The 20,413-nt window shown below is 73.1% G+C and carries 18 protein-coding genes; 5 read left to right on the top strand and 13 right to left on the bottom strand.

The features are described from left to right. Positions 1–107: 107 nt before the first annotated feature. Positions 108–1,442, bottom strand: a complete 1,335-nt coding sequence (locus AAFN69_RS30590) for an RDD family protein (protein WP_347732127.1) — start codon at positions 1,440–1,442, stop codon at positions 108–110. Positions 1,443–1,730: 288 nt separating this feature from the next. Further along, positions 1,731–2,195 (bottom strand): hypothetical protein, encoded by a 465-nt coding sequence (locus AAFN69_RS30585; protein WP_347732126.1) that lies wholly within the window; start codon positions 2,193–2,195, stop codon positions 1,731–1,733. A gap of 388 nt (positions 2,196–2,583) precedes the next feature. Here AAFN69_RS30585 and AAFN69_RS30580 point away from each other — a divergent pair, with 388 nt between their 5' ends. Further along, on the top strand, positions 2,584–3,090 hold the full coding sequence (locus tag AAFN69_RS30580) for an SsgA family sporulation/cell division regulator (RefSeq protein ID WP_347732125.1): 507 nt from the start codon (positions 2,584–2,586) through the stop codon (positions 3,088–3,090). 220 nt (positions 3,091–3,310) lie between these two features. On the opposite strand, the gene AAFN69_RS30575 is transcribed toward AAFN69_RS30580, so the two are convergent. Together AAFN69_RS30575 and AAFN69_RS30570 are read right to left on the bottom strand one after the other, a co-directional pair. Continuing rightward, positions 3,311–3,709, bottom strand: a complete 399-nt coding sequence (locus AAFN69_RS30575) for a VOC family protein (RefSeq protein ID WP_347732124.1) — start codon at positions 3,707–3,709, stop codon at positions 3,311–3,313. Positions 3,710–3,829: 120 nt separating this feature from the next. Continuing rightward, positions 3,830–5,197: an FAD-linked oxidase C-terminal domain-containing protein gene (locus AAFN69_RS30570; protein WP_347732123.1), complete on the bottom strand. Its 1,368-nt coding sequence runs from the start codon at positions 5,195–5,197 to the stop codon at positions 3,830–3,832. A 108-nt stretch (positions 5,198–5,305) separates the two neighbouring features. On the opposite strand from AAFN69_RS30570, the gene AAFN69_RS30565 reads away from it, so the two are divergent. Next, positions 5,306–6,814, top strand: a complete 1,509-nt coding sequence (locus AAFN69_RS30565) for a tetratricopeptide repeat protein (RefSeq protein WP_347732122.1) — start codon at positions 5,306–5,308, stop codon at positions 6,812–6,814. 110 nt (positions 6,815–6,924) lie between these two features. Here AAFN69_RS30565 and AAFN69_RS30560 read toward each other — a convergent pair whose 3' ends face one another. The 6 genes from AAFN69_RS30560 to hppD form a co-directional block, all read right to left on the bottom strand. Then, positions 6,925–7,587, bottom strand: coding sequence for a class F sortase (locus AAFN69_RS30560; protein WP_347732121.1), 663 nt, complete (start codon positions 7,585–7,587; stop codon positions 6,925–6,927). A 78-nt stretch (positions 7,588–7,665) separates the two neighbouring features. After that, entirely contained in the window at positions 7,666–8,235 is a 570-nt protein-coding gene (locus AAFN69_RS30555; RefSeq protein WP_347732120.1) for a hypothetical protein, read from the bottom strand. 258 nt (positions 8,236–8,493) lie between these two features. Further along, a complete protein-coding gene (locus tag AAFN69_RS30550) occupies positions 8,494–9,702 on the bottom strand; it encodes a hypothetical protein (RefSeq protein ID WP_347732119.1) in 1,209 nt (402 codons plus the stop codon). A 59-nt stretch (positions 9,703–9,761) separates the two neighbouring features. Continuing rightward, positions 9,762–11,753 (bottom strand): HAMP domain-containing sensor histidine kinase, encoded by a 1,992-nt coding sequence (locus tag AAFN69_RS30545; protein ID WP_347732176.1) that lies wholly within the window; start codon positions 11,751–11,753, stop codon positions 9,762–9,764. Between the two features lie 61 nt (positions 11,754–11,814). After that, on the bottom strand, positions 11,815–12,561 hold the full coding sequence (locus AAFN69_RS30540) for a response regulator transcription factor (protein WP_347732175.1): 747 nt from the start codon (positions 12,559–12,561) through the stop codon (positions 11,815–11,817). Between the two features lie 163 nt (positions 12,562–12,724). Then, the gene (gene hppD, locus AAFN69_RS30535; protein ID WP_347732118.1) at positions 12,725–13,870 is read right to left on the bottom strand and encodes a 4-hydroxyphenylpyruvate dioxygenase; all 1,146 of its coding nucleotides are present in this window, start codon (positions 13,868–13,870) and stop codon (positions 12,725–12,727) included. Between the two features lie 121 nt (positions 13,871–13,991). Between hppD and AAFN69_RS30530 the strand changes: the two genes are divergently transcribed. The 3 genes from AAFN69_RS30530 (at position 13,992) to AAFN69_RS30520 (ending at position 16,608) form a co-directional block, all read left to right on the top strand. Beyond that, positions 13,992–14,468 carry an Lrp/AsnC family transcriptional regulator gene (locus AAFN69_RS30530; protein WP_347732117.1) on the top strand — a complete coding sequence of 159 codons (477 nt, stop codon included), beginning with the start codon at positions 13,992–13,994 and terminating at the stop codon, positions 14,466–14,468. An 84-nt stretch (positions 14,469–14,552) separates the two neighbouring features. Next, positions 14,553–15,143, top strand: a complete 591-nt coding sequence (locus AAFN69_RS30525; RefSeq protein ID WP_347732116.1) for a helix-turn-helix domain-containing protein — start codon at positions 14,553–14,555, stop codon at positions 15,141–15,143. 16 nt (positions 15,144–15,159) lie between these two features. After that, positions 15,160–16,608, top strand: coding sequence for an MFS transporter (locus AAFN69_RS30520; RefSeq protein WP_347732115.1), 1,449 nt, complete (start codon positions 15,160–15,162; stop codon positions 16,606–16,608). Here the strand turns inward: AAFN69_RS30520 and AAFN69_RS30515 are convergent. From AAFN69_RS30515 to AAFN69_RS30505, 3 genes are all read right to left on the bottom strand, one after another. Further along, positions 16,538–17,326: a S16 family serine protease gene (locus AAFN69_RS30515; protein ID WP_347732114.1), complete on the bottom strand. Its 789-nt coding sequence runs from the start codon at positions 17,324–17,326 to the stop codon at positions 16,538–16,540. The genes AAFN69_RS30520 and AAFN69_RS30515 overlap by 71 nt on opposite strands. A gap of 198 nt (positions 17,327–17,524) precedes the next feature. Beyond that, positions 17,525–18,166 carry a helix-turn-helix domain-containing protein gene (locus AAFN69_RS30510; protein WP_347732113.1) on the bottom strand — a complete coding sequence of 214 codons (642 nt, stop codon included), beginning with the start codon at positions 18,164–18,166 and terminating at the stop codon, positions 17,525–17,527. Positions 18,167–18,573: 407 nt separating this feature from the next. Next, the gene (locus AAFN69_RS30505; RefSeq protein ID WP_347732112.1) at positions 18,574–20,364 is read right to left on the bottom strand and encodes a DEAD/DEAH box helicase; all 1,791 of its coding nucleotides are present in this window, start codon (positions 20,362–20,364) and stop codon (positions 18,574–18,576) included. Positions 20,365–20,413 lie beyond the last annotated feature (49 nt).

The following is a 20,413-nucleotide window of genomic DNA, read 5'->3' as shown; positions in this document are numbered from 1 at the left end:
AGGCTGGCGCGCGTTCGGGGGACTTCTTCCAGCGGTTCGGCGCAGTGCCGCTGACAGCGGATCAGCCGGGGCCGGAGCCGGCGGCCGGCGCGGCGGGGGCGGCGGGGTCAGGCGGCGGTGACGAAGGTGTGCGCGGCCTTGTCGTGCCAGCACTGCCGCCACGGCCGGTCGATCAGCGCCCAGAGGACATTGACCGCCCCGACGGCGATCAGCCCGAGCCCTCCGTACACCAGCCAGCGCCGCAGCGCGGCCCCGAAGGGCGGGGGCTCGTGGGACTCGATGTCGACCACCTTGAGTCCGCAGAGCTTCTTGCCGAGGGTGCGTCCCCAGCGGGCGACCGGCAGCGCCTCGTACAGGGTCCCGAGGATCAGCAGGGCGGCGAGGACGATCGCGAGATGGACGCCGGTGGTGGAGTCGATGAGCCAGACGGTGACGGTCTGCCCGGAGTGTCTGGCCGCCTCGATCTTGGCGTCGACATGGGCGACGGCCCGGGAGACCACGGGCACGGCGACCGCGCCGACGAGCCCGCCCAGGACCAGGGTGTCGATCAGCCGGGCGGCCACCCGCCGGCCGAGCCCGGCCGGCCGCGCGGCGGCCTGCGCCCGCGCCATCCGCAGGAAGGGGTCGTCGGCCGGCGGCTTCCAGGGCGTCACGGGCTGCGGCTCGGCCTCCCCCGTGCGCGCCAGCCGGTGCACCTGCTGGGCCCAGGAGGCGGCACCGCCGCCCGGTCCTTCGGCGACCGGTGCCGGTGCCGGTGCGGCCGCCCGGGGCTGTGCGGACCTCGGCTGCGGGGGCTGCGGCCGTTCGGCGGGAGCGGCTCCGGGCGTCACGGACCCGACGGCGAGCCCCTCGGGCACACCCCGCGCACCCGGTGTTCCGGTCTCGGCGATCCTGGCCCGCAGCGCGCGGATGGTCAGGGTGCTCTCGGTCGCCGCCGGGCGTTCCCCGCCGCCGGCCGGCCGGGCGCCGGGCACCGCGCCCGCGGCCGGGTCGGCATCCGGCGCGGCGGTCTGCTCGGCGGGCGCGGCGGCGGCCTGCGCGGGGAGCCGGGTCTCGGCCGCGGCGCGCGGATCGGGCTCGGCGCCCCGGGGTTCGGCGCCCAGGGGTTCGCGTCCGCCGCCGCCCCAGTTCACCCGGTGGTCGCGCTCGCCGCCGAATCCGGACTGGCGGGCGGTGTCGGCCGCCCAGGCCGTCGCCGGTTCGGGCCGGGAGGGCTGATCGGAGGGCTCCTCGTCGAGGAAGACCGGTCCGGTCTCCTCCACCACCCGGGTGGGCGCGGGGTCGGCCGGCGCCGGAGCCGTCTCCGCCCTGGGCGCGGGCCTGCTCGTACCGGGAACCCAGGACGCGCCGTTCCAGTAACGGACATATCCCGGGATGGAAGGATCCGGATAGAAACCTGCGACCGGAGTGTCGTCACCGGCGGCCGGGGTTGGGGCGCTCATCACCGTGGACCCGTATCTCCTAGAGAGCCTCTATGCAAGGCTCCACATCTACCAGACACCCGCGTTTCGCCGGGCCGCTCCGACGGTAACAACCCCTTTCCGGTACGTTCCCGACACCACCGCTCCCATGGGTCCCGGGCCACCCGCGCGGCGGAACGCACGGGCGGGTCCGGGGGCCGGATACCCCCGTGGAGGGGCGGGCGCGGCCGTCCGCGGCGCGCGGGGCGCGGTGTCCGGCGGCCGTGTCACCCGAAGGAGACCGGGCCCCGCGCGCCGGGCGGGCGCGGCTCAGTCCGCGCCGGAGCCGGGCGGAAGCCGGGGTTCCGGGACTGCGGTGCGCACGGGGCCGTCGCCGCCCGCCCGGAGGGCCCGGGGCTCGGGGGGCCGGGGCGCGGAGGACTGGGGCGCGGGGGCCCGTGGCTTCGCGGCAGGGGGCTTCGCGGCGCGGGGATCCGAGGGCCGGGGCTCGGGAGCCGGGGCGAAGTCGCCGATTCCCAGGGCCGCCTCGCGCCACTTCGCGGCGAGGACGAGGAGGCGTTCGCTCTCGCCGGGCGGGGGCGCCGCGGCGGCACCGGACAGAAGACGGCGCAGCATCACGGCGGCGAACGCGACCGCGTGCCCGGCGGCGGTCGCGTGGGGTTCGACACCGGGCGCGCCCGCCGGGCGGCGCAGGGTTTCGAGGCGGGCGGCGGCGGCGAGCAGCCCGCGGTGGACCTCCTCGTACCCGGGGCGGTCGATCACGGTGTCGGCCACGGAAGGCTCCTCATGGTCACTGACGGCGTCGGCACGGGTACCGTACGTCCTTCTCCCGGGCCGGCCGGTGCGGCGGGCCGGTCCCGGCCGGCTCATCCGGGCCACCGGCGCGCCCCCAGCGGAATTCGAGCGACGGCCGTGCCTCCGGGGGCACATTCCGGGTGGTGCGGCGGTCGCGCGGACCGGGCGCCGGCGGCCGCGGACCGGCCGGCCGCACCCGGCGGAGTGATCACGAAAAGTTTTTCCCGAAAGTCGCGTCATAGTCGCGGGCGGTACTGCTCTCTCCAGTGCGGGCCCGGTCACGGGCACGCACCGGACGTCGGCACGATCCCGTGCGCACACCGTGCACACCTGTTTCGGACCGGCGCGACAGAGAAGGAGAGAGCTCATGCACTCAGTGGTCGAACGCGAGCTGGAGCTGAAGCTGGTGCTGTCCCCCGAGCGCGGGGTGTCCGTGCCGGCGCGGTTCACCTACCGCACGGACGACCCGTACGCGGTGCACATGACCTTCCACATCGGCTCCGAGAACCCCGTCCGCTGGACCTTCGCGCGGGAGTTGCTGGTGGAAGGGGTGTTCCGGCCCTGCGGGCACGGCGATGTGCGGATCTGGCCGACCAAGGTGGACGGCAGAAGCGTGGTGCTGCTGGCGCTCAGCTCGCCGGACGGTGACGCGCTGCTGGAGGCGCCGTCCGTGGCGGTGTCGGCGTGGCTGGAGCGGACGCTGCGGGTGATCCCGCCGGGCGCGGAGAGCGGAATGCTGGATTTCGAGGACGGGCTGAACGCACTGCTCTCCCCCCGGGAGGCGGGCGGCGCCTGGGCCCGGGGGCACTTCCCCGCACGCGGGAAGGAGAGCCCCGGGGCCGCCGAGGAACCTCCGGAGGGGGAAGCGCAGTAGCCCCGGGCCGGGCGGGATCGGGAAGAGCCGGACACCTCGCGACGGGCCTGGGCCGTGTCTCCGCGGTTTCGTCCGTCCGTCGTGCCCTGGCACGCGCGCTCGCCGCGTTGTCGTCAGTCGCCCGTGCTCCGCATCGGCTCCTTCCTCCGCCTCGCGATCGCACGCACCAGACCCGCCGGACCCGCCCTCCGGGCGGACGACGCCACGGTGAAGACACTCCCTAGGAGTACGGAGCCGGGTCGTCCAGAACGTACGTGCGGGTGATGAACTCCACCGAGTGGCCGTCGGGGTCGTCGAGATAGACCCCCCGGCCACCGTGGTGGTGGTTGATCTCCTGCGGTTCGTTGTGCATCGGGTCGGCCCAGTAGGGGATCTCCCGGTCGGTGATGCGGGCGAAGATGGTGTCGAACTCCTCGTCGGAGACGAGGAAGGCGAGGTGCTGGGAGACGATCTCCTGGTCCCAGTCGACGTAGTCGAGGGTGACCCCGCCGTCCAGGGGCACGCTCGCGAACGGGCCGAACGGCGTGGGGTCCGGCTCCCCGATCAGTTCGGTGAGGAAGCGGGCTCCGGCGAAGCGGTCACTGCTGTGGATGATGGTGTGGTCGAGTCGGGCGGGCATGGCGGGACCCCCTTCTGCGGCGGTGCTCGGTGTGTTCTCACCGTAGGAGGGCCAACCGGCCCCGGGCCATCGGGATTTGGCCTTACATCGGGGGACCGAGAGTCGATCCGGCCAATCGGCTCAGAACAGCTTTCCGGGGTTGAGAATGCCCAGCGGATCAAAGGTCTCCTTGATACCGCGCTGCAACTCCAGCCCCACCGGGCCGAGCTCGCGTGCCAGCCACTCCTTCTTCAGGGTTCCCACGCCGTGTTCGCCGGTGATGGTGCCGCCCAGTTCGAGGCCGAGCGCCATGATCTCGTCGAAGGACTCCCGGGCGCGCCGGGACTCGTCCGGGTCGTGCTGGTCGAAGCAGACGACGGGGTGGGTGTTGCCGTCGCCCGCGTGGGCGCAGACGCCGATCGTCAGACCGTGCTTCTCGGCGATCGCGGCCGTGCCGTCGAGCATCGCGCCGAGCCGCGAGCGGGGTACGCAGACATCGTCGATCATCGTCGCGGTGCCGAGGCTCTCCAGGGCGGGCAGGGCCATCCGGCGGGCCTGGAGGAGGAGTTCGGACTCGGCCGCCGAGTCGGCGGGGACGACCTCGGTGGCACCGGCCGCCAGGCAGAGCTCGCCGACCGCGGCGAGATCGGCGGCCGGGTCCGCGGTGTCGAAGGCGGCCAGCAGCAGGGCCTCGGTGGTGTCCGGCAGGCCCATGTTCCCCAGGGTGTTGACGGCCCGGACCGTGGTGCGGTCCATCAGCTCCAGGAGGGAGGGGGTGTGGCCGCGCTCCATGATCGAGCAGACCGCCGCACAGGCCGCCGCGGCGGACGGGAACTCGGCGCCCAGGACCAGTTGCGCGGGGGGCTTGGGCCGCAGCCCGAGCACGGCCTTCACCACGATGCCGAGGCTGCCCTCCGAGCCGACGAAGAGCCGGGTGAGGTCGTATCCGGCGACCCCCTTGGCGGTGCGGCGCCCGGTGGTCAGCAGCCGGCCGTCGGCGAGGACGACCTCGAGGCCGAGGACGTACTCCGCGGTCACCCCGTACTTCACACAGCACAGCCCGCCGGACGCCGTGCCGATGTTCCCGCCGATGGTGCACTCCTCCCAGCTGGAGGGGTCGGGCGGATAGCAGAGACCGTGCTCCTCCACGGCGCGCGAGAGCACGGCGTTGATCACGCCCGGTTCGACGACCGCGATCCGGTCGACCGGGCTGATCTCCAGGATCCGGTCCATCTTGGTGAGCGAGAGCACGATCCAGCCGTCGGAGGCGTTGGCCGCGCCGGAGAGTCCCGTACGGGCGCCCTGTGGGACGACCGGCACACGCAGCGCGGTCGCCGTGCGCATCACGTGCCGGACCTGCTCCACCGTGCGCGGCAGCACGACGACGGCCGGGGTGCCCGCGTCGCAGAAGCTCGCCATGTCGCGCCCGTACGACACCGTCACCTCGGGGTCGGTGATGAGCGCTTCGGCGGGGAGACCGGCCCGGAGCCGTTCGAGGAGATCGTCCATGATCCCAGCGTCGCACCCGGGGCCATCTGTGTGAACCCGTCCGCGAACCGGTTCACGACGCAGGTCACATTCTTCGTATGGACTGACTAATGACGCACAGTGAGCGCCATGAGCAGCGAACATGTGAAGAACGCCGCCGTCGGCGCACTCGTCGCCGCGACGCTGATCGGCGGGGTGATCGCGGTGGCCGCCGTCGGCGACCCGGGCGGCGGCGCGCGGCCGGCGCCGGGGCCCGCCGGACGGGCCCGCGCGGCGGTGGCGCTGGGCGCCCCGGCCGCCCCGGCGGATCTGAACGCGCTGATCGCCGACCGGGAGCGATGGCTGGCGGAGCACCCGGAGGACGGCGAGTCATGGGCCGAACTGGGGACGGCGTACGCCGAACGCGGCGCCCGGCAGGCCGACTGGGCCGCGCTGGGCCGGGCCGAGCGCGCGCTGGGGCGTTCACTGGACGTGCTGCCGGCCGCGGAGGGCAACACCGAGGCGCTGACCGGGCTCGCCGTGCTGGCCAACGCCCGCCAGGACTTCACCGCCGCCAGGGGCTACGCCGAACAGGCGCGGAAGCAGCGCCCCAGACGGTGGACGGTGTATCCGGCACTGATCGAGGCGTACACCGGGCTCGGCGCCTACAAGAAGGCCGGGAGCGCGCTGGAGGCCATGCAGAAGCTGTACGAGGGCCCGCAGGCGCGCGGCGTGGCGGCGCGGCTGTACCGGGTGCGCGGCTGGCGGGAGGACGCGGCGTCGACCGCGTACGACTCCGCCGCGGGCGCCGACGGCCCGGCGGAGAAGGGCGCGGCGCTGCTGCGGCTGGGGGATCTGGCCTGGGAGCGCGGGGAGCCGGCGGAGGCGCTGACCGCCTACGACCTGTCGCTGCGGCTGGCCCCCGGCGCGCGCGACACACTGGCCGCCCGGGGCCGGGCGCTGGCCGCGCTGGAGCGCACGGAGGAGGCGCTGCGCGACTACCAGGCCGCGCTGGCGGGGAGTCCGCGGCCCGAGCATGCCCTGGAGGCCGGGGAGCTCTACCAGTCGCTGGGGCTCGGCGGGGACGCGGAGTCGCAGTACGAGAAGGTGCGGACGGCCGCGGCGCGGGCGGCGGAGCACGGCGGCAACCAGGAGCTGGTGATCGGCCGCTGGGAGGCGGACCACGGCGATCCGGCGGAGGCGGCGGAGCTGCTGCGCGCCGAGTGGGACGGCGGCCGGCGCTCGATCGAGGTGGCGGACGCGCTGGCGTGGGCGCTGTTCCGTTCGGGGCGGGCGAAGGAGGCGCTGCCGTACGCGAGGAAGGCGACGGAGGAGGGGATGCGGTCGCCGCTCTTCTTCTACCACCGGGGCGAGATCGAGCGGGCGCTGGGACGGTACGGGCCCGCGCGCCGCTTCATCGGGCAGGCGCTGCGGATCAACCCGTACTTCTCGCCGCTGCTGGTGTCCGGGGCGCGGGACGCGCTGGAGGCGCTGGGCGAGCCGCCGCCGGGCGGGCCGCGGAAGGTGACGGGGCGGGAGGGGCTGTTGAAGCCCCGGCTCGCACCGAGGCGCGGGGCGGGGACGGGGAGTACGGGTGCGGGGGGTACGGCGGGGGCGGCGCCGGGACGGACCGCGGCGGGCGCGGCGGGCGGGCGGTAGGGGTGCCGGGGTGCGCACGGCGGAGGAACGGATGAGGTTCATCGGCGCCCGGCGACGGCTCGGGGGCGCCACCGGGGCGGGCCGGCCCGGCCTGATCCGCAAGAAACGGCCTAGGTGAGGGTGGCGTACACGATCAGGTTGTCGACCGTGTGGCCCTGCGCGTCGTACATGCCGTCGCAGGTGATCAGGCGGAGCTCGCGCCTGCCGTTGGTCTCCCCGTACACCTTGCGGGTCGGGAAGGCGTTCTTCCTGACCGCCTCCGTGCGGGTCACCGTGAAGCGGGCGGTCTTCCCGGCGGAGTTGCGGACGGTGATCTCGGCGCCCTTGCCGATCTTCCTCAGGTCCTTGAAGACGGCCGGCCCGGACTTGGTCTCGTTGTGGCCGATGATCACCGCGGCGCCGGGCTCGCCGGGGACCGCACCGCCGGTGTACCAGCCCGCCGTCATGTCCTTGCCGGGCGGCGGGACCTCGACGGTGCCGTCGTCGTTCAGCCCGAGTTCCATCAGCTCGGACGCCACCTTGATGGAGGGGATGGACACCTCCACGGGCGCGCTCTTCCCCGTCGCGGGGGAACCCTGCTCCGTCGCGGGGGCGGATTCCTCCTTCGCGGGGGCGCTCTTCTCCGCCGCCGGGGCGCCCGCCGGCTCGGCGGCGGCGGTGCCGGTGCCGGTCTCCGTCGAGCAGCCCGCGAGCGCCGCGGCGAGGAGGAGTGCGGCGAGTGCGGGCAGTGCGGCGCTCCGCCGCCGGGTGCGCGGGTGGTGCGTCAGAGTCATCGGGGCTCCAGGACGGGAGGTGCGGAGCCCGCGGCGGCACGGGGGGGGGCCGCCGCGGGTCCGGGCTTGCGGGACGGGTCAGCCGTTGGCGCCGGCCGGGGCGGCGCCCCGGCGGCGGATCACGAGGGTGCTCGCGCCCGCGAGCAGGGCGAAGCCGGCGACCGAGCCGACGATGACGGCGGTGTTGCCGCTGCCGCCCGCGGCGGCGGGCTGCTCACCGGCGGCGACACCGCCGCGCGGGGTGGTCGCCTTGCCGTCGCGGCTCAGATCGATGACACGGGTGTCACCGGCGCCGCGCTTCTCCTTGACGGCGGGCGAGGGCTTGTCCCCCGCGGCGACACCGCCGCGCGGCAGCTTCACCACCTTCGCGTCGCGGCTCAGGTCGAAGATCTGGCGCTCGCCGGCCTTGCGCTTCTCCTGAACGGCCGGCGAGGGCTTGTCCCCCGCGGCCACACCGCCGCGCGGCAGCTTCACCACCTTCGCGTCACGGGCGGGCGCGGGCGCCGGCTTCTCGCTCTTGGACTTGACGGCCGGGGAGGGCGACGCGGGGGTGGTGGAGTCCGCGAACGCGACACCGGCCGGGGCCAGTACCGCGCTGATCGCGGCACCGGCGACAGCGAGGGCGCGCAGGGAAAGTCGGGAAGACATCAGGACGGCTCCATTCCAGCGGTGATCCGGGTCGTGCCGGGCCCGTCGGGGACGACGCTCCCGGCATGGCACCCAGGCTGGCGTGAAGTTGTGAAGAACCTGTCAGGGCGCTGTTGTACCCGGATCAGGGTCGGGGCGCGGACGCCGGACGCCGGTCCCCGGGGCCGCTGAGGGGCCTCGGGAACCGGCGTCCGGCCGGAAGGGATCTGTCTGAAGGGATCCGTCTGAAGGGGTCAGCCGGAAGCGGCCGGCGCCCGGTCAGCGCACCACGCGCGCGGTCGCCCTGCTCACCGCCGAACCATGGGCGTGTCCGGTGAGCTTGGCCGTCACCTTCACGGTGATCTTCTTGCCGGCCTGCGCGGACTTGAGGGTCAGGCTGGTGCCGGTGGCACGGGCGATGGCCACGCCGTTGGCGTACCACTGATACGTGTACGAGCTCGGCACCGGTGTCCAGGTGCCCCGGGCGACGGTGAGCTCGCGGTTCACCTTCGCCGTGCCCGAGATGGCGGGCGCCTTGGTCGCTTTGGGGGCGGCGCCCTTGGCCACGGTGACGGGTGTGGTGGTGGCGGTGCCGTTGGCGTGGCCCGCGCGTCTGGCGGTGACCGTCACCGTGAGCTTCTTGCCCGCGTGCGCGCCGGCGATCGTGTATGTGGCGGCGGTGGCGCCGGAGATGGCCGTGCCGTTCGCCTTCCACTGGTAGGTGTACGACGTGGCCGCCGGTGTCCACGCACCCGGTACGGCGGCGACCTTCCCGCCCGCCTTCACCGATCCGGTGATCTTCGGATCGGTGCCGGCCCTGGGCGCCGCGCCCTGGCCGACGGCGACGGTCCCGGTGCCCGCCTGGCCGAAGACATGGCCCGGACGGCTCGCGGTGACCGTCAGGGTCAGGTTCCGGCCCGCGTAGCCGGCGGGCAGGGTGAGGGTCGGTCCCTCACCGACGATCTCCGTGTGGTCGATCTGCCAGAGATAGCCGTACGACGCCGCCGCCGGCGTCCAGACACCCGGGTCGGCGGTGAGCTTCTCCCCCACCCGCACCGTCCCGATGATCTTCGGACCGACCTTGGGCAGGAGGGTGGGGCCCCAGGGGATGGAGACCGGGTTGCTCCTGGCCGATCCGTTGTGATGGCCGTCCAGCTTTGCGGTCACCCGCACCACGACCGTGTGGCCACCCAGCTCGTCGGAGACCGCGAGGGTGGGCCCGGTCGCACCGGGGATCGGCCGGCCGCCGCTCTCCCACTGATAGGCGTACGAGGTCGGCTGGAGGGACCAGCGGCCCGGGTCGGCGGCGAGGGTCCCGCCCAGCTCCGGCAGGCCGAGGATGGACGGGGCCTGGGTGGCGTACGGGGCGGGCTGGGTCGGCTGCACGGTGAACCGGCCGTGCGGAATCGCCGTGCCCTTGCGCGGGACGAACGACAGATCCCACTGCCCCGGCGCCGCTCCCGTCAGGTCGATCCGGAGCGTGAGCAACCAGGGCTTTCCGTGTCCCCGGGGCGAGCCGGGGCCCCTCTCGGATCCCGCCGGTCCGCTCAGCCCGCCCGGTCCGGGGCGGCCGGGGCCGCACTCCCCCCGCTCCCGGCCGGCGCGGCGGCGCCGGCCGGCAGCCGCAGGGTGAAGACCGACCCCTTCCCCGTCTCGCTCGACACCGACACCGAACCGCCGTGCGCCTCCGTCAGTTTGCGCACGATCGCCAGCCCCAGACCGCTGCCCCCGGTGCGCCGGCTGCGGGACTTCTCCGCCCGCCAGAACCGGTCGAAGACATTCGGCAGATTCTCCGCCGCGATGCCCTCCCCGGTGTCCTCGACCTCCACCAGCAGCATCGCGCCGGACGGCCGGGCGCGCAGGGTGACCGAGCCGCCGGGCGGAGTGTGGCGTACCGCGTTGGCGACCAGATTGCCGACCGCCTGGCGCAGCCGGACCGGGTCCGCGAAGAGCTCCGGGTCGTCCGGCCCGGCGCCGGCCGCGCCGATACCGATGCCGATGCCGATGCCGATGCGCAGCCGGACGAACGCGGCCTCGGCGCGCGCCAGGTGCGCGGCGCGGACCTGGGCCAGCAGCTCCCCGATCCGGACGGGCTCCGGGTGCAGCCGCAGCGCTCCCGCGTCCGCCTCCGCCAGATCCTGGAGGTCGTCGATGATGTGCTGGAGCAGCACCGCCTCCTCCAGGAGCGAGGAGATGAACGCCTCGTCGGGCTCGGCGATCCCGTCCTCGGCGCCCTCCAGCCAGCCCCGGATATTGCTCAGCGGGGTGCGGAGCTCATGGGCCACATCGCTGACCATCGCCCGCCGCTGGGCCTCCAGCCGGTCCCGGTGCGCGGCCATGTCGTTGAACGCCGCGGCCAGCCGCCCGACCTCGTTGTCCGCGATCACCGGGACCGGCTCGGCGCTCTCGCCGTCCCTCATCCGCTGCGCGGCACCGGTCAGCGCCCGCAGCGGGCGCACCAGCCGGGTGGCGGCCAGCAGCGACGCGCCGACCGTGAGCGCCAGTACGAGGGCGGCGACCCCGGCGATCCGGGCGGTGCTCCTCGGCGAGAGATCGAGCAGCGGCACGGTCGCCTTCTCCGACTCCCCGATGAACAGCAGCGCCTTCGGGGAGACATGGGGGGCGAGTTGTTCCCCGCGGGATGCCGCCACACAGTCGGCGATGGCGCGGTCCTCGCCGCTGTCCGGGGTGACGGGGAAGATGTCGCCCGACGGCGGGCCGGGCGCCGGCAGCACCTCCGCCTTGTCCAGGAGCACCCGCCGCGGCTTCTCGGCGGGGACCGGGGCACCGGGCCCGCCGCCGGTGCCCCGCTGTTCCCAGGAGAGGTCCAGGGTCAGCCGGGCGCCGTCGCGGCCCTTGCGCTTCAGACAGGCGTCGGAGAGCTTGTTGAGGGCGGCGAGGGCCCTGCTCTCGGTCTTCGTGGGCCGGGCGAGCTCGCCGAGACCGCAGCGGCCCGTGCCCTCGATCTCCTGGGCCGGGCGGACGAACTGCACCAGGGAGCGCCCGCTGTGGGCTGTCACCACATTGGCGGCGATACCGATCTCCTTGAGACAGGACACGCTGCGCTTCGCGCTCGCGGCGACCGTGCGGGCCTCGGCGGCGGTCAGCTTGAAGGGACCGACCGCGAGCGGGTCTATCTCGTCCGTCGTCTCCGTCGTCCGTCCGCCGCTCCGCGTCCCGGTCCTGAGCGGGGCGCTGCTCATACGGAGCGGGTCGACGATCGCCGAGTGGTTCCCGGGGAGCGCGGTCCTCTCCGCCGGACCGGTGCCGGCGGCGGCCGAGTCCGCGATGAGGGCACGGTCCGCGGTGGTGAGGGCGATCCGGAGGCCGTACTGCGCGGAGAGCTTGCGCACGGTCTTCCCGACACCCTCCCAGCGCGGGTGGGTGGCGGCGTATTCGCGCAGCTCGTTGTAGATCTGGGCGTCGGTGTCGAGGGTCTGCCGCTGCTCCTCCCTGATCGCGCCGGAGGTGGTCTGCACGGCGAGCCAGGCGGTGGCCGCCACGGAACAGGCGGCCACCAGCGCGGAGACGGAGAGCATCCGGCCGAGCAGGCTCTTGCGCAGCGGTACGCGGCCGGGGTTGCGGTCCCCGGCGCGCCGCTCACGCGCGCCCACGGCGGCCTCTCGTCCCGGCACCGGAGCCGCTTTCCGCCTCCGCGCGGGCGGGGTCGGCGAGTTTGTAGCCGACCCCGAAGACGGTGACCAGCCGGACCGGCCGCCGGGGCGCGGGCTCGATCTTCTTCCGCAGATTCATGATGTGGACGTCGACGGTCCGGTCGCCTATGTAGCGGGCGAAGCCGTGGAGTTCCTCCAGGAGCCGCTGCCGGGTGAAGACCCGGCCCGGTTCGGCGGCCATCGCGGCCAGGATCCGGAATTCGCCGGGGGTGCACTCGATCCGGACGCCGTCCGCGGTGACCTCGTGCCGCTCGGGGTCGACGAGGAGGGTCCCCACCGCGAGTACGGGATCGGGCTCGGCCGCCGGTGCCGCCCCCGCCGCGCGGGCCCGGCGGAGCAGGGTCCGCACCCGGGCCATCAGCTCGCGCGGGCTGTAGGGCTTGGTCATGTAGTCGTCGGCCCCGAGGTCGAGCCCGAGCAGCAGATCGTCCTCGGTGGAGCGGGCGGTGAGCATCAGCACCGGCAGCTCGTACGCCTCGGCCCGGAGGATGCGCAGCACATCGAGGCCGTCGGCCCTCGGCATCATCACATCGAGCACCAGCAGATCGGGTGGCCTGCGGCGGACGGTCTCGATGGCCGCGCGGCCGTCCGTCACCAGCGTGACGGAGTGGCCCTCCCGTTCGAGATAGCGGCGGACCAGCTCGGCCTGCTTCTCGTCGTCCTCGGCGATCATCACATGTGCGCACACACGCTCGATCGTAGGCGGGTGGGACGGAAGGGGCGGAGATGGGCGACAAAAAGGCGGGGTACGGGGGAAATCGGGCGGGATGTCCTCCGTACCCCGCCCGTCAGGGGGCGGAGCCGCCGCGCGAGTCACGGCTCACGAGTGCGCCGGCTCAGAGGTTGCCGCGCTTCTCCTGCTCGCGCTCGATCGCCTCGAAGAGGGCCTTGAAGTTGCCCTTGCCGAAGCCCATCGAGCCATGGCGTTCGATCATCTCGAAGAAGACGGTCGGCCGGTCCTGCACCGGCTTGGTGAAGATCTGGAGCAGATAGCCGTCCTCGTCGCGGTCCACCAGGATCTTCAGCTCGCGCAGGGTCTCGACCGGCACCCGGGTCTCGCCGGCCCACTCGCCGAGGGTGTCGTAGTACGAGTCCGGGGTGTCCAGGAAGCTGACCCCGGCCGCCCGCATCGAGCGCACGGTGGCGACGATGTCATTGGTCGCCAGCGCGATGTGCTGCACACCGGCGCCGCCGTAGAACTCCAGATATTCGTCGATCTGGGACTTCTTCTTGGCGATGGCGGGCTCATTGATCGGGAACTTCACCTTGAGGGTGCCGTCCGCGACCACCTTCGACATCAGGGCGGAGTACTCGGTGGCGATGTCGTCGCCCACGAACTCCTTCATATTGGTGAAGCCCATGACCTTGTTGTAGAAGGCGACCCATTCATTCATCCGGCCGAGCTCGACATTGCCGACGCAGTGGTCGATGGCCTGGAAGGTCCGCTTCGCCGGGGGCGCCACCAGGGGCTCGGCGGAGCTGAATCCGGGCAGGTAGGGGCCGGTGTAACGGGAGCGGTCGACCAGGGTGTGCCGGGTCTGCCCATAGGTGGCTATCGCGGCCAGGACGACGGTGCCGTGCTCGTCCGTGAGCTCGTACGGCTCGGTGATGCCCCGGGCGCCGTGGGCGACGGCGTACTCATAGGCGGCGCGGGCGTCCGGCACCTGGATGGCCAGGTCGACCACGCCGTCGCCGTGCTCGGCGACATGCCCCGCGAGGAAGGCGCCCCGCTCGGTGGACTGCCTGATGACGGAGGTGAAGACGAATCGGGCGGAGCCGTTCTCCAGAACATAACTCGCCGTCTCGCGGCTGCCGTTCTCCGGTCCGGAGTACGCCACGAGCCGCATGCCGAAGGCGGTCGAGTAGTAGTGCGCGGCCTGCTTGGCATTGCCGACGGCGAAGACGACCGCATCCATTCCCTTCACCGGGAAGGGGTCGGCCTCGCGCGCGGTGGTGGGGTGGTGATCGATGGTCTCAGTCATAGCCGCAGACTCCTCTCGTTCCACAAGGTGCGCAATAGTTCGCCATTCCCCTGGGCAATATGCCCACCCCTGCCCCACCATGGTCATGCCTTCTGTACAAGATGACCATTGGGGAGACGCCATGGCGATCGATCATCTGGACGGCCGTCTGATCGTGCTGCTGGCGCGGGAGCCGAGAATCGGCGTTCTGGAGGCGTCCCGCAGGCTGGGCGTGGCACGCGGCACCGTCCAGGCGCGGCTGGACCGGCTCCAGTCCCAGGGGGTGATCCGGGGCTTCGGCCCGGACGTGGACCCGGCGGCGCTGGGCTACCCGGTCACGGCCTTCGCGACCCTGGAGATCAAGCAGGGCCAGGGCCCGGACGTGCGGGCCCATCTGGCCTCCGTGCCGGAGGTGCTGGAACTGCACACCACGACGGGCCACGGGGACATGCTCTGCCGGCTGGTGGCCCGCTCGAACGCCGATCTCCAGCGGGTGATCGACCGGGTGGTCGGCTTCGAGGGCATCGTCCGGGCCGCCACGACGATCGTGATGGAGAACCCGGTGCCGCTGCGGATCATCCCCCTGGTGGAACAGGCGGCGGCGGACCGGGCGGGGTGAGCCCGCCGGCCGGCGCCGCATCACCCGGGGATTCGTTGCAAAGCTTTCTCTGCAAAGATATCTTTGCATCATGACGGAGTCATCATGACGGAAGAGCCCGAGCGGGAATCCCGGTACCGGCCACTCGATCCGCGCACCCTGCGCGGGCTGGCCCATCCCCTGCGGATGCGGCTGCTCTCCGCGCTGCGGCACGACGGCCCCGCCACCGCGTCGCAGCTGGCCGAGCGGTTCGGCGAGTCCAGCGGTGCCACCAGCTACCATCTGCGCCAGCTCGCCGCCCATGGCTTCGTGGCGGACGACCCCGGCCGGGGCAAGGGCCGGGAGCGCTGGTGGAAGGCGTCCGCCGAGGGCAACAGCGCGGATCACACCCTCTTCACCGACGCCGATCCCGCCGTGCGCGGAGCGGCCGGCCTCTTCCTTCAGGAGGTGGCGGCCCAGCATGCCGAGGAGACCGCGCGCTGGCTCGCCGCCATGCCCGAGTGGCCGGAGAGCTGGCGGCGCGCCTCGGACCTCAGCGACTTCACCCTCCGGCTCACACCGGACCGGGCGTACGAGCTGAACGAGCGCGTCCACGCCCTGATCGAGAGCTACCGGGACCACGAGCCCGCGCCGGGGACGGCGGACGCCGCGCAGGTCCGGATACAGCTGCACGCCTTCCCGCGCACGGCCGGCTGACCGAGAGGAGCCCGGCATGGATTCGACGGAGCACCCGAAACACCCGGAGGGCCCCGGAGAGCCGGGAGCCCCGCAGAGCCCGGAGAGCACGGGGCATCCGGAGGTCCCGGAGCCCCGGGAGGAGACGGAGCCGGAATCCGGTCCCGGCCACGGACCGCCGCCCCGGCGCGGCCCCCTCGCGAGCCTGCTGGCGGCCAACGCCGTATCCATCACCGGGAATTCGCTGACCCTGGTCGGCGTCCCCTGGTTCGCGCTGGAGACCACGGGCAGCGCCGCCAAGGCCGGACTGGTCGCCTTCTGCGCCACCCTCCCGGTCGTGGTCTCGGCGGTCTTCGGCGGACCGGTGATAGACCGGCTCGGCCGCCGCCGGGTCAGTATCGCCTCCGACGCCGTCTGCGCCGTCGCCGTCGCCGCGATTCCGCTGCTGCACCACGCGCGGCTGCTGGATTTCTGGATGCTCTGCGCGCTGATGGCGGTCACCGGGCTGTTCCACGCACCCGGCGAGACCGCGCGCTATGTGCTCCTGCCCGAACTGGCCCGTATGGCGGGCACTCCGCTCCCCCGCGCCGCCGGCGCCTTCGACGCGGTCTCGCGCGGCGCGCGGATGGCCGGCGCGGCGCTCGCGGGCGTACTGATCGCGCTGACCGGCGCCGATGTGGTGCTGCTGCTGGACGGAGTGACCTTCGCCGTCTCGGCGGTGCTGGTCTTCCTGGGGATACGGGGCGTGCGCTCCGCCGAACCCCGCCGGGACGCGGCACCGATCACCCTCGCCGCCTACCGGAACGAGCTGCGCGAGGGGTACTCCTTCCTCCGGCACAGCGGGCTGCTCCTCGGGCTCACCCTGATGGTGATGCTCACCAACGGCCTCGACCAGGGCTGGAGCGCGGTACTCCTGCCGGTCCACGCCAAGGACAATCTGGGCGGCGCGGGCCAACTGGGCTTCCTGGTGGCGCTCTTCGCCGGGTCCGCTCTGCTGGGGGCCGTGCTGTACGGGGCGTTCGGCGAGCGCTTCCCGCGCCGCGTGGTCTTCCTGGCCGCCTTCCTGGTCGCCGGCGCGCCGAGGTTCGTGGTGGCGGCTCTGACGGACGGCACGGCTCCGCTGGCGCTCACCATGATCGCGGGTGGCCTCGGAGCGGGCATGCTCAACCCGATCCTGACGACCGTGACCTATGAGCGCGTACCGGACGAGCTGCGCAGCCGGGTGATGGGGGTGACCCTGGCGGGAGCGCTGCTCACCACCCCGCTGGGCGCTCTGGCCGCGGGCTTCCTGATCGAGCGGACGGGCCTGCCGGCGGCGCTGCTGACCCTGGGCGGGCTCTATCTGCTGGCGACGCTCACCCCGCTGCTGCCGTCCTGGCGCGGCATGAACGCACCCCCGGCCGGGACGGCCGGGGTCAGCAGGACGGCACCTTCCGGCCGGAGTCGAGTGCCTTCAGGGAGTTCACGGCCCCCTGAAGGGTCGTGACCGGGATCAGCCGCATCCCCTTGGGCGCGGTGGACTTCGCGTCCGAGCACTCCCCCTCGGGCACCAGGAAGACGGTCGCCCCGTCCCGCCCGGCGGCCTGGGTCTTCAGCCCGACGCCGCCGACGGCGCCGACCTTGCCGTCGGCGGTGATCGTCCCCGTACCGGCGATGTCCCGGCCGCCGGTGAGATCGCCGCCGGAGCCGTTGCCGCCGATCTTGTCGACGATCCCGAGGGCGAAGAGCAGTCCGGCGCTCGGGCCGCCGATGTCGGCGAGGGTCAGCTCGACCTTCACCTTCGCCGGGTCCTCGCCGAGATAGCCGAGCGCGGCCCGGGTCGCCTCGCTCTGCGACTTCTCCATGTCGGCGATATTGCGCTTCTTGACCTGCTCGGTGGACTTGCCGGACGGATAGACGCTGTCGCGCGGCAGTACGGAGCGGTCGGTGCGGAACCAGCTGTCGTACACCTCGCCGAGGCCGATGTCGGCGTCCGGGCCCGTCGCGACGATGGTGGTCATCCGCAGCGCCCCGTCCGTCTCGCGGACGGGCGCCCCGGTGATGGTGATGACCGGGGTGCCCCGGTGCTCCCCGAGCACATCGGCGGTGTCGCCGGGCTGTGCGATCACATACGGCAGCGGCGCGAAGGCCGCGGTGGCGAGAAGGGCGGCGACGGGGAGCGCGCAGAGGGCGAGCGCGCGGGGGCGCGTGAGACGGGAGAGCACGGTGTCAATCTATCCGGGGCGGGGGCGAGCGGGGGCACGGACGGCGGCGGTACGGGGAGGGCCGACCCGCTCCGAGGGCACGGTCCGATCGCCGGCCCGGCCCGGCGAAGGGGCGGACCGAACCGCCCCTCCCCGGCCCGTGCGGCCCCCGTTCCCCGTTCCCGCTCCCCGTTCCCGTTTACTGCTCCCCGCCCCCGGTCACCGCAGGGCGTCGGCCACCTCGCGCGCGGCGTCGACCACCCGGGGGCCCACCCGTTCGGGTACCGAGTCGGTGAGCATGACCACGCCCACACTGCCCTCTATCCCGGTGACCCCCACCAGCGCGGCGGCGGCGCCGCTCGCGCCCGCCTCCAGCTCACCGTGGGTGAGCGTGTAGCCGGGGTGGTCGGCATGGCCCTGGCGCGCGGCCAGGATCGCCTTGCCCGCGGCACCCCGGTCCAGGGGATGGCGGAAGCCGGCCCGGTAGGCGACGTGGTAGTCGGTCCAGGTGGGTTCCACGACGGCGACGGCGAGCGCCTCCGCCCCGTCCACCAGGGTGAGATGGGCCGTGGCTCCTATGTCCTCGGCGAGTGCCCGCAGCGCGGGCATCGCGGCCTCCCGCACCAGGGGGTGGACCTGGCGTCCGAGCCGCAGCACCCCGAGGCCGACCCTGGCCCGGCCGCCGAGATCGCGGCGGACAAGGGCATGCTGTTCGAGGGTGGCGAGGAGACGGTAGACGACGGTTCGGTTGACGCCGAGTTTGTTGGACAGCTCGGTCACGGTCAGACCGTGGTCGGTGTCGGCGAGCAGTTTGAGGACCCGCAGTCCCCGGTCGAGCGTCTGGGAGGTTTCCGCTGTCACGACGCCCTCTCATTCAAAAGTGAGTGATGGCGGATCCTCGCGGCTGACTTCCGCGGCACCGGTCCCATCGGCACCGCACCCAGAGGCCCGCCGGCAGGCCATGGCGCACCGGCTGGGCCCCGCGGCGGGCTGCCACGGGGCTTTCGCATGGCGGGGACAGTAGCGATCCGGTCCGCTCAGCGGAAGACCTCGTCCAGAATCCGGGCGTGACAGCGCGTCGGAGCACCGCTTGGCCCCTGTTCGGGGTGTACGTCCCGCACATCGGCGCGGTGCGGCCGGCGGAGGCGTGCCGATATCACGCGGCGGTGGGGTGATGAGGAGTGCCGCGTACGCGAACGGGGCCGCCGGGGCTTCCCCCGACGGCCCCGTGACCGGCGTACCGAACGACCCGGACCCGACCGGACGGGTCAGCGCATCCGGGTCGCCCACTCCTGGACCTTCTTGATCCGCTCACGGATCTGGCCGGCCGTCGCCTCCGCGCTCGGCGGGCCGCCGCACACCCGGCGCAGCTCGGTGTGGATCACCCCGTGGGGCTTGCCGCTCTGGTGGGTGTAGGCGGAGACCATGGTGTTCAACTGCTTGCGCAGTTCGAGGAGTTCCTTGTGGGAGACGACGGGCCGCCGCTCGGCGGGCAGCTCCAGCAGATCGGCCTCGGCGTCCGGCCTCTTGCGGCTGTGCGCGATCTGCCGGGCCTGCCGCTTCTGGAGGAGCATCTGCACCTGGTCGGGTTCGAGCAGGCCCGGAATGCCCAGATAGTCCTGCTCCTCCGCGCTGCCGGGATGTGCCTGCATACCGAATTCGGCGCCGTTGTACATGACCCGGTCGAAGACCGCGTCGGACTCCAGCGCCTCGAACGGCAGCATGTCCTGATCGCCGGTGTCCTCGTCCTGCTCCTTGTTCGCCTCGTCCATCTCCTTCTCGGACTCGGCGTAGGGGTCCTCCTCCCCTTCCTTCTTCGGCCGGTCGAGCACATGATCGCGCTCGACCTCCATCTCATTGGCGAAGCCGAGGAGGTTGGGGATGGTGGGCAGGAAGACGGAGGCGGTCTCACCGCGCCGCCGCGACCGCACGAAACGGCCGACGGCCTGCGCGAAGAAGAGCGGTGTCGAGATGGTGGTGGCGTACACCCCGACCGCGAGCCGGGGCACGTCCACCCCCTCGGACACCATGCGGACCGCGACCATCCACCGGTCGTCGCCCTCGCTGAACTCGTCGATGCGCTTCGACGCGCCGGTGTCGTCGGAGAGGACCACCGTCGCCTTGCAGCCGGTGATCTCGCGCAGCAGCTTGGCGTACGCGCGGGCGGAGTCCTGATCGGTGGCGATGACCAGCCCGCCGGCGTCCGGAATCGACTTCCGCACTTCGAGCAGGCGCTGGTCGGCGGCGCGCAGCACATTGGGCATCCACTCGCCGCGCGGGTCGAGCGCGGTGCGCCAGGCCTGCGAGATCGCGTCCTTGGTCATCGGCTCGCCGAGCTTGGCCTCGATCTCGTCCCCGGCCTTGGTGCGCCAACGCATGTTGCCGCTGTAGCTGAGGAAGATCACCGGCCGGACGACCCCGTCGCCGAGGGCGTTGCCGTAGCCGTAGGTGTAGTCGGCGGAGGAGCGGCGGATGCCGTCATTGCCCTCCGCGTAGGTGACGAAGGGAATGGGGTTGGTGTCGGAGCGGAAGGGCGTACCGGTGAGGGCCAGCCGCCGGGTCGCGGGGTCGAAGGCCTCGAGGCATGCCTCGCCCCAGGACTTGGAGTCACCGGCGTGGTGGATCTCGTCCAGGATGACCAGGGTCTTGCGCTGCTCACAGCGGTTGCGGTGCAGCATGGGCCGGACACCGACACCGGCGTAGGTCACGGCGACGCCGTGGTACTCCTTGCTGAGCGGTCCCGCGCTGTAGTCGGGATCCAGCTTGATGCCTATCCGCGCGGCGGCGGCGGCCCACTGCTTCTTCAGATGCTCGGTCGGTGCGACGACGGTCACCTGCTGGACGACATGGTGGTGCAGCAGCCAGGAGGCGAGGGTGAGCGCGAAGGTCGTCTTTCCGGCGCCGGGTGTGGCGACGGCGAGGAAGTCGCGCGGCTGCTCCTGGAGGTATCTCTCCATGGCCCCCTGCTGCCAGGCGCGCAGCTTGCCTGCGGTGCCCCAGGGGGCACGGCCGGGGAAGGCGGGGGAGAGATGGTGGGAGTGGGAGGCGGTAGTAGTCACGGTCTCCGGTTCGACACTCGTCCGTGGGACGGGGCGGGGGCTCGGGCTC

This window comes from Streptomyces sp. CAU 1734 (assembly GCF_039888735.1).
GTDB lineage: Bacteria > Actinomycetota > Actinomycetes > Streptomycetales > Streptomycetaceae > Streptomyces.
This window is presented reverse-complemented; position numbering and strand designations above follow the sequence as displayed.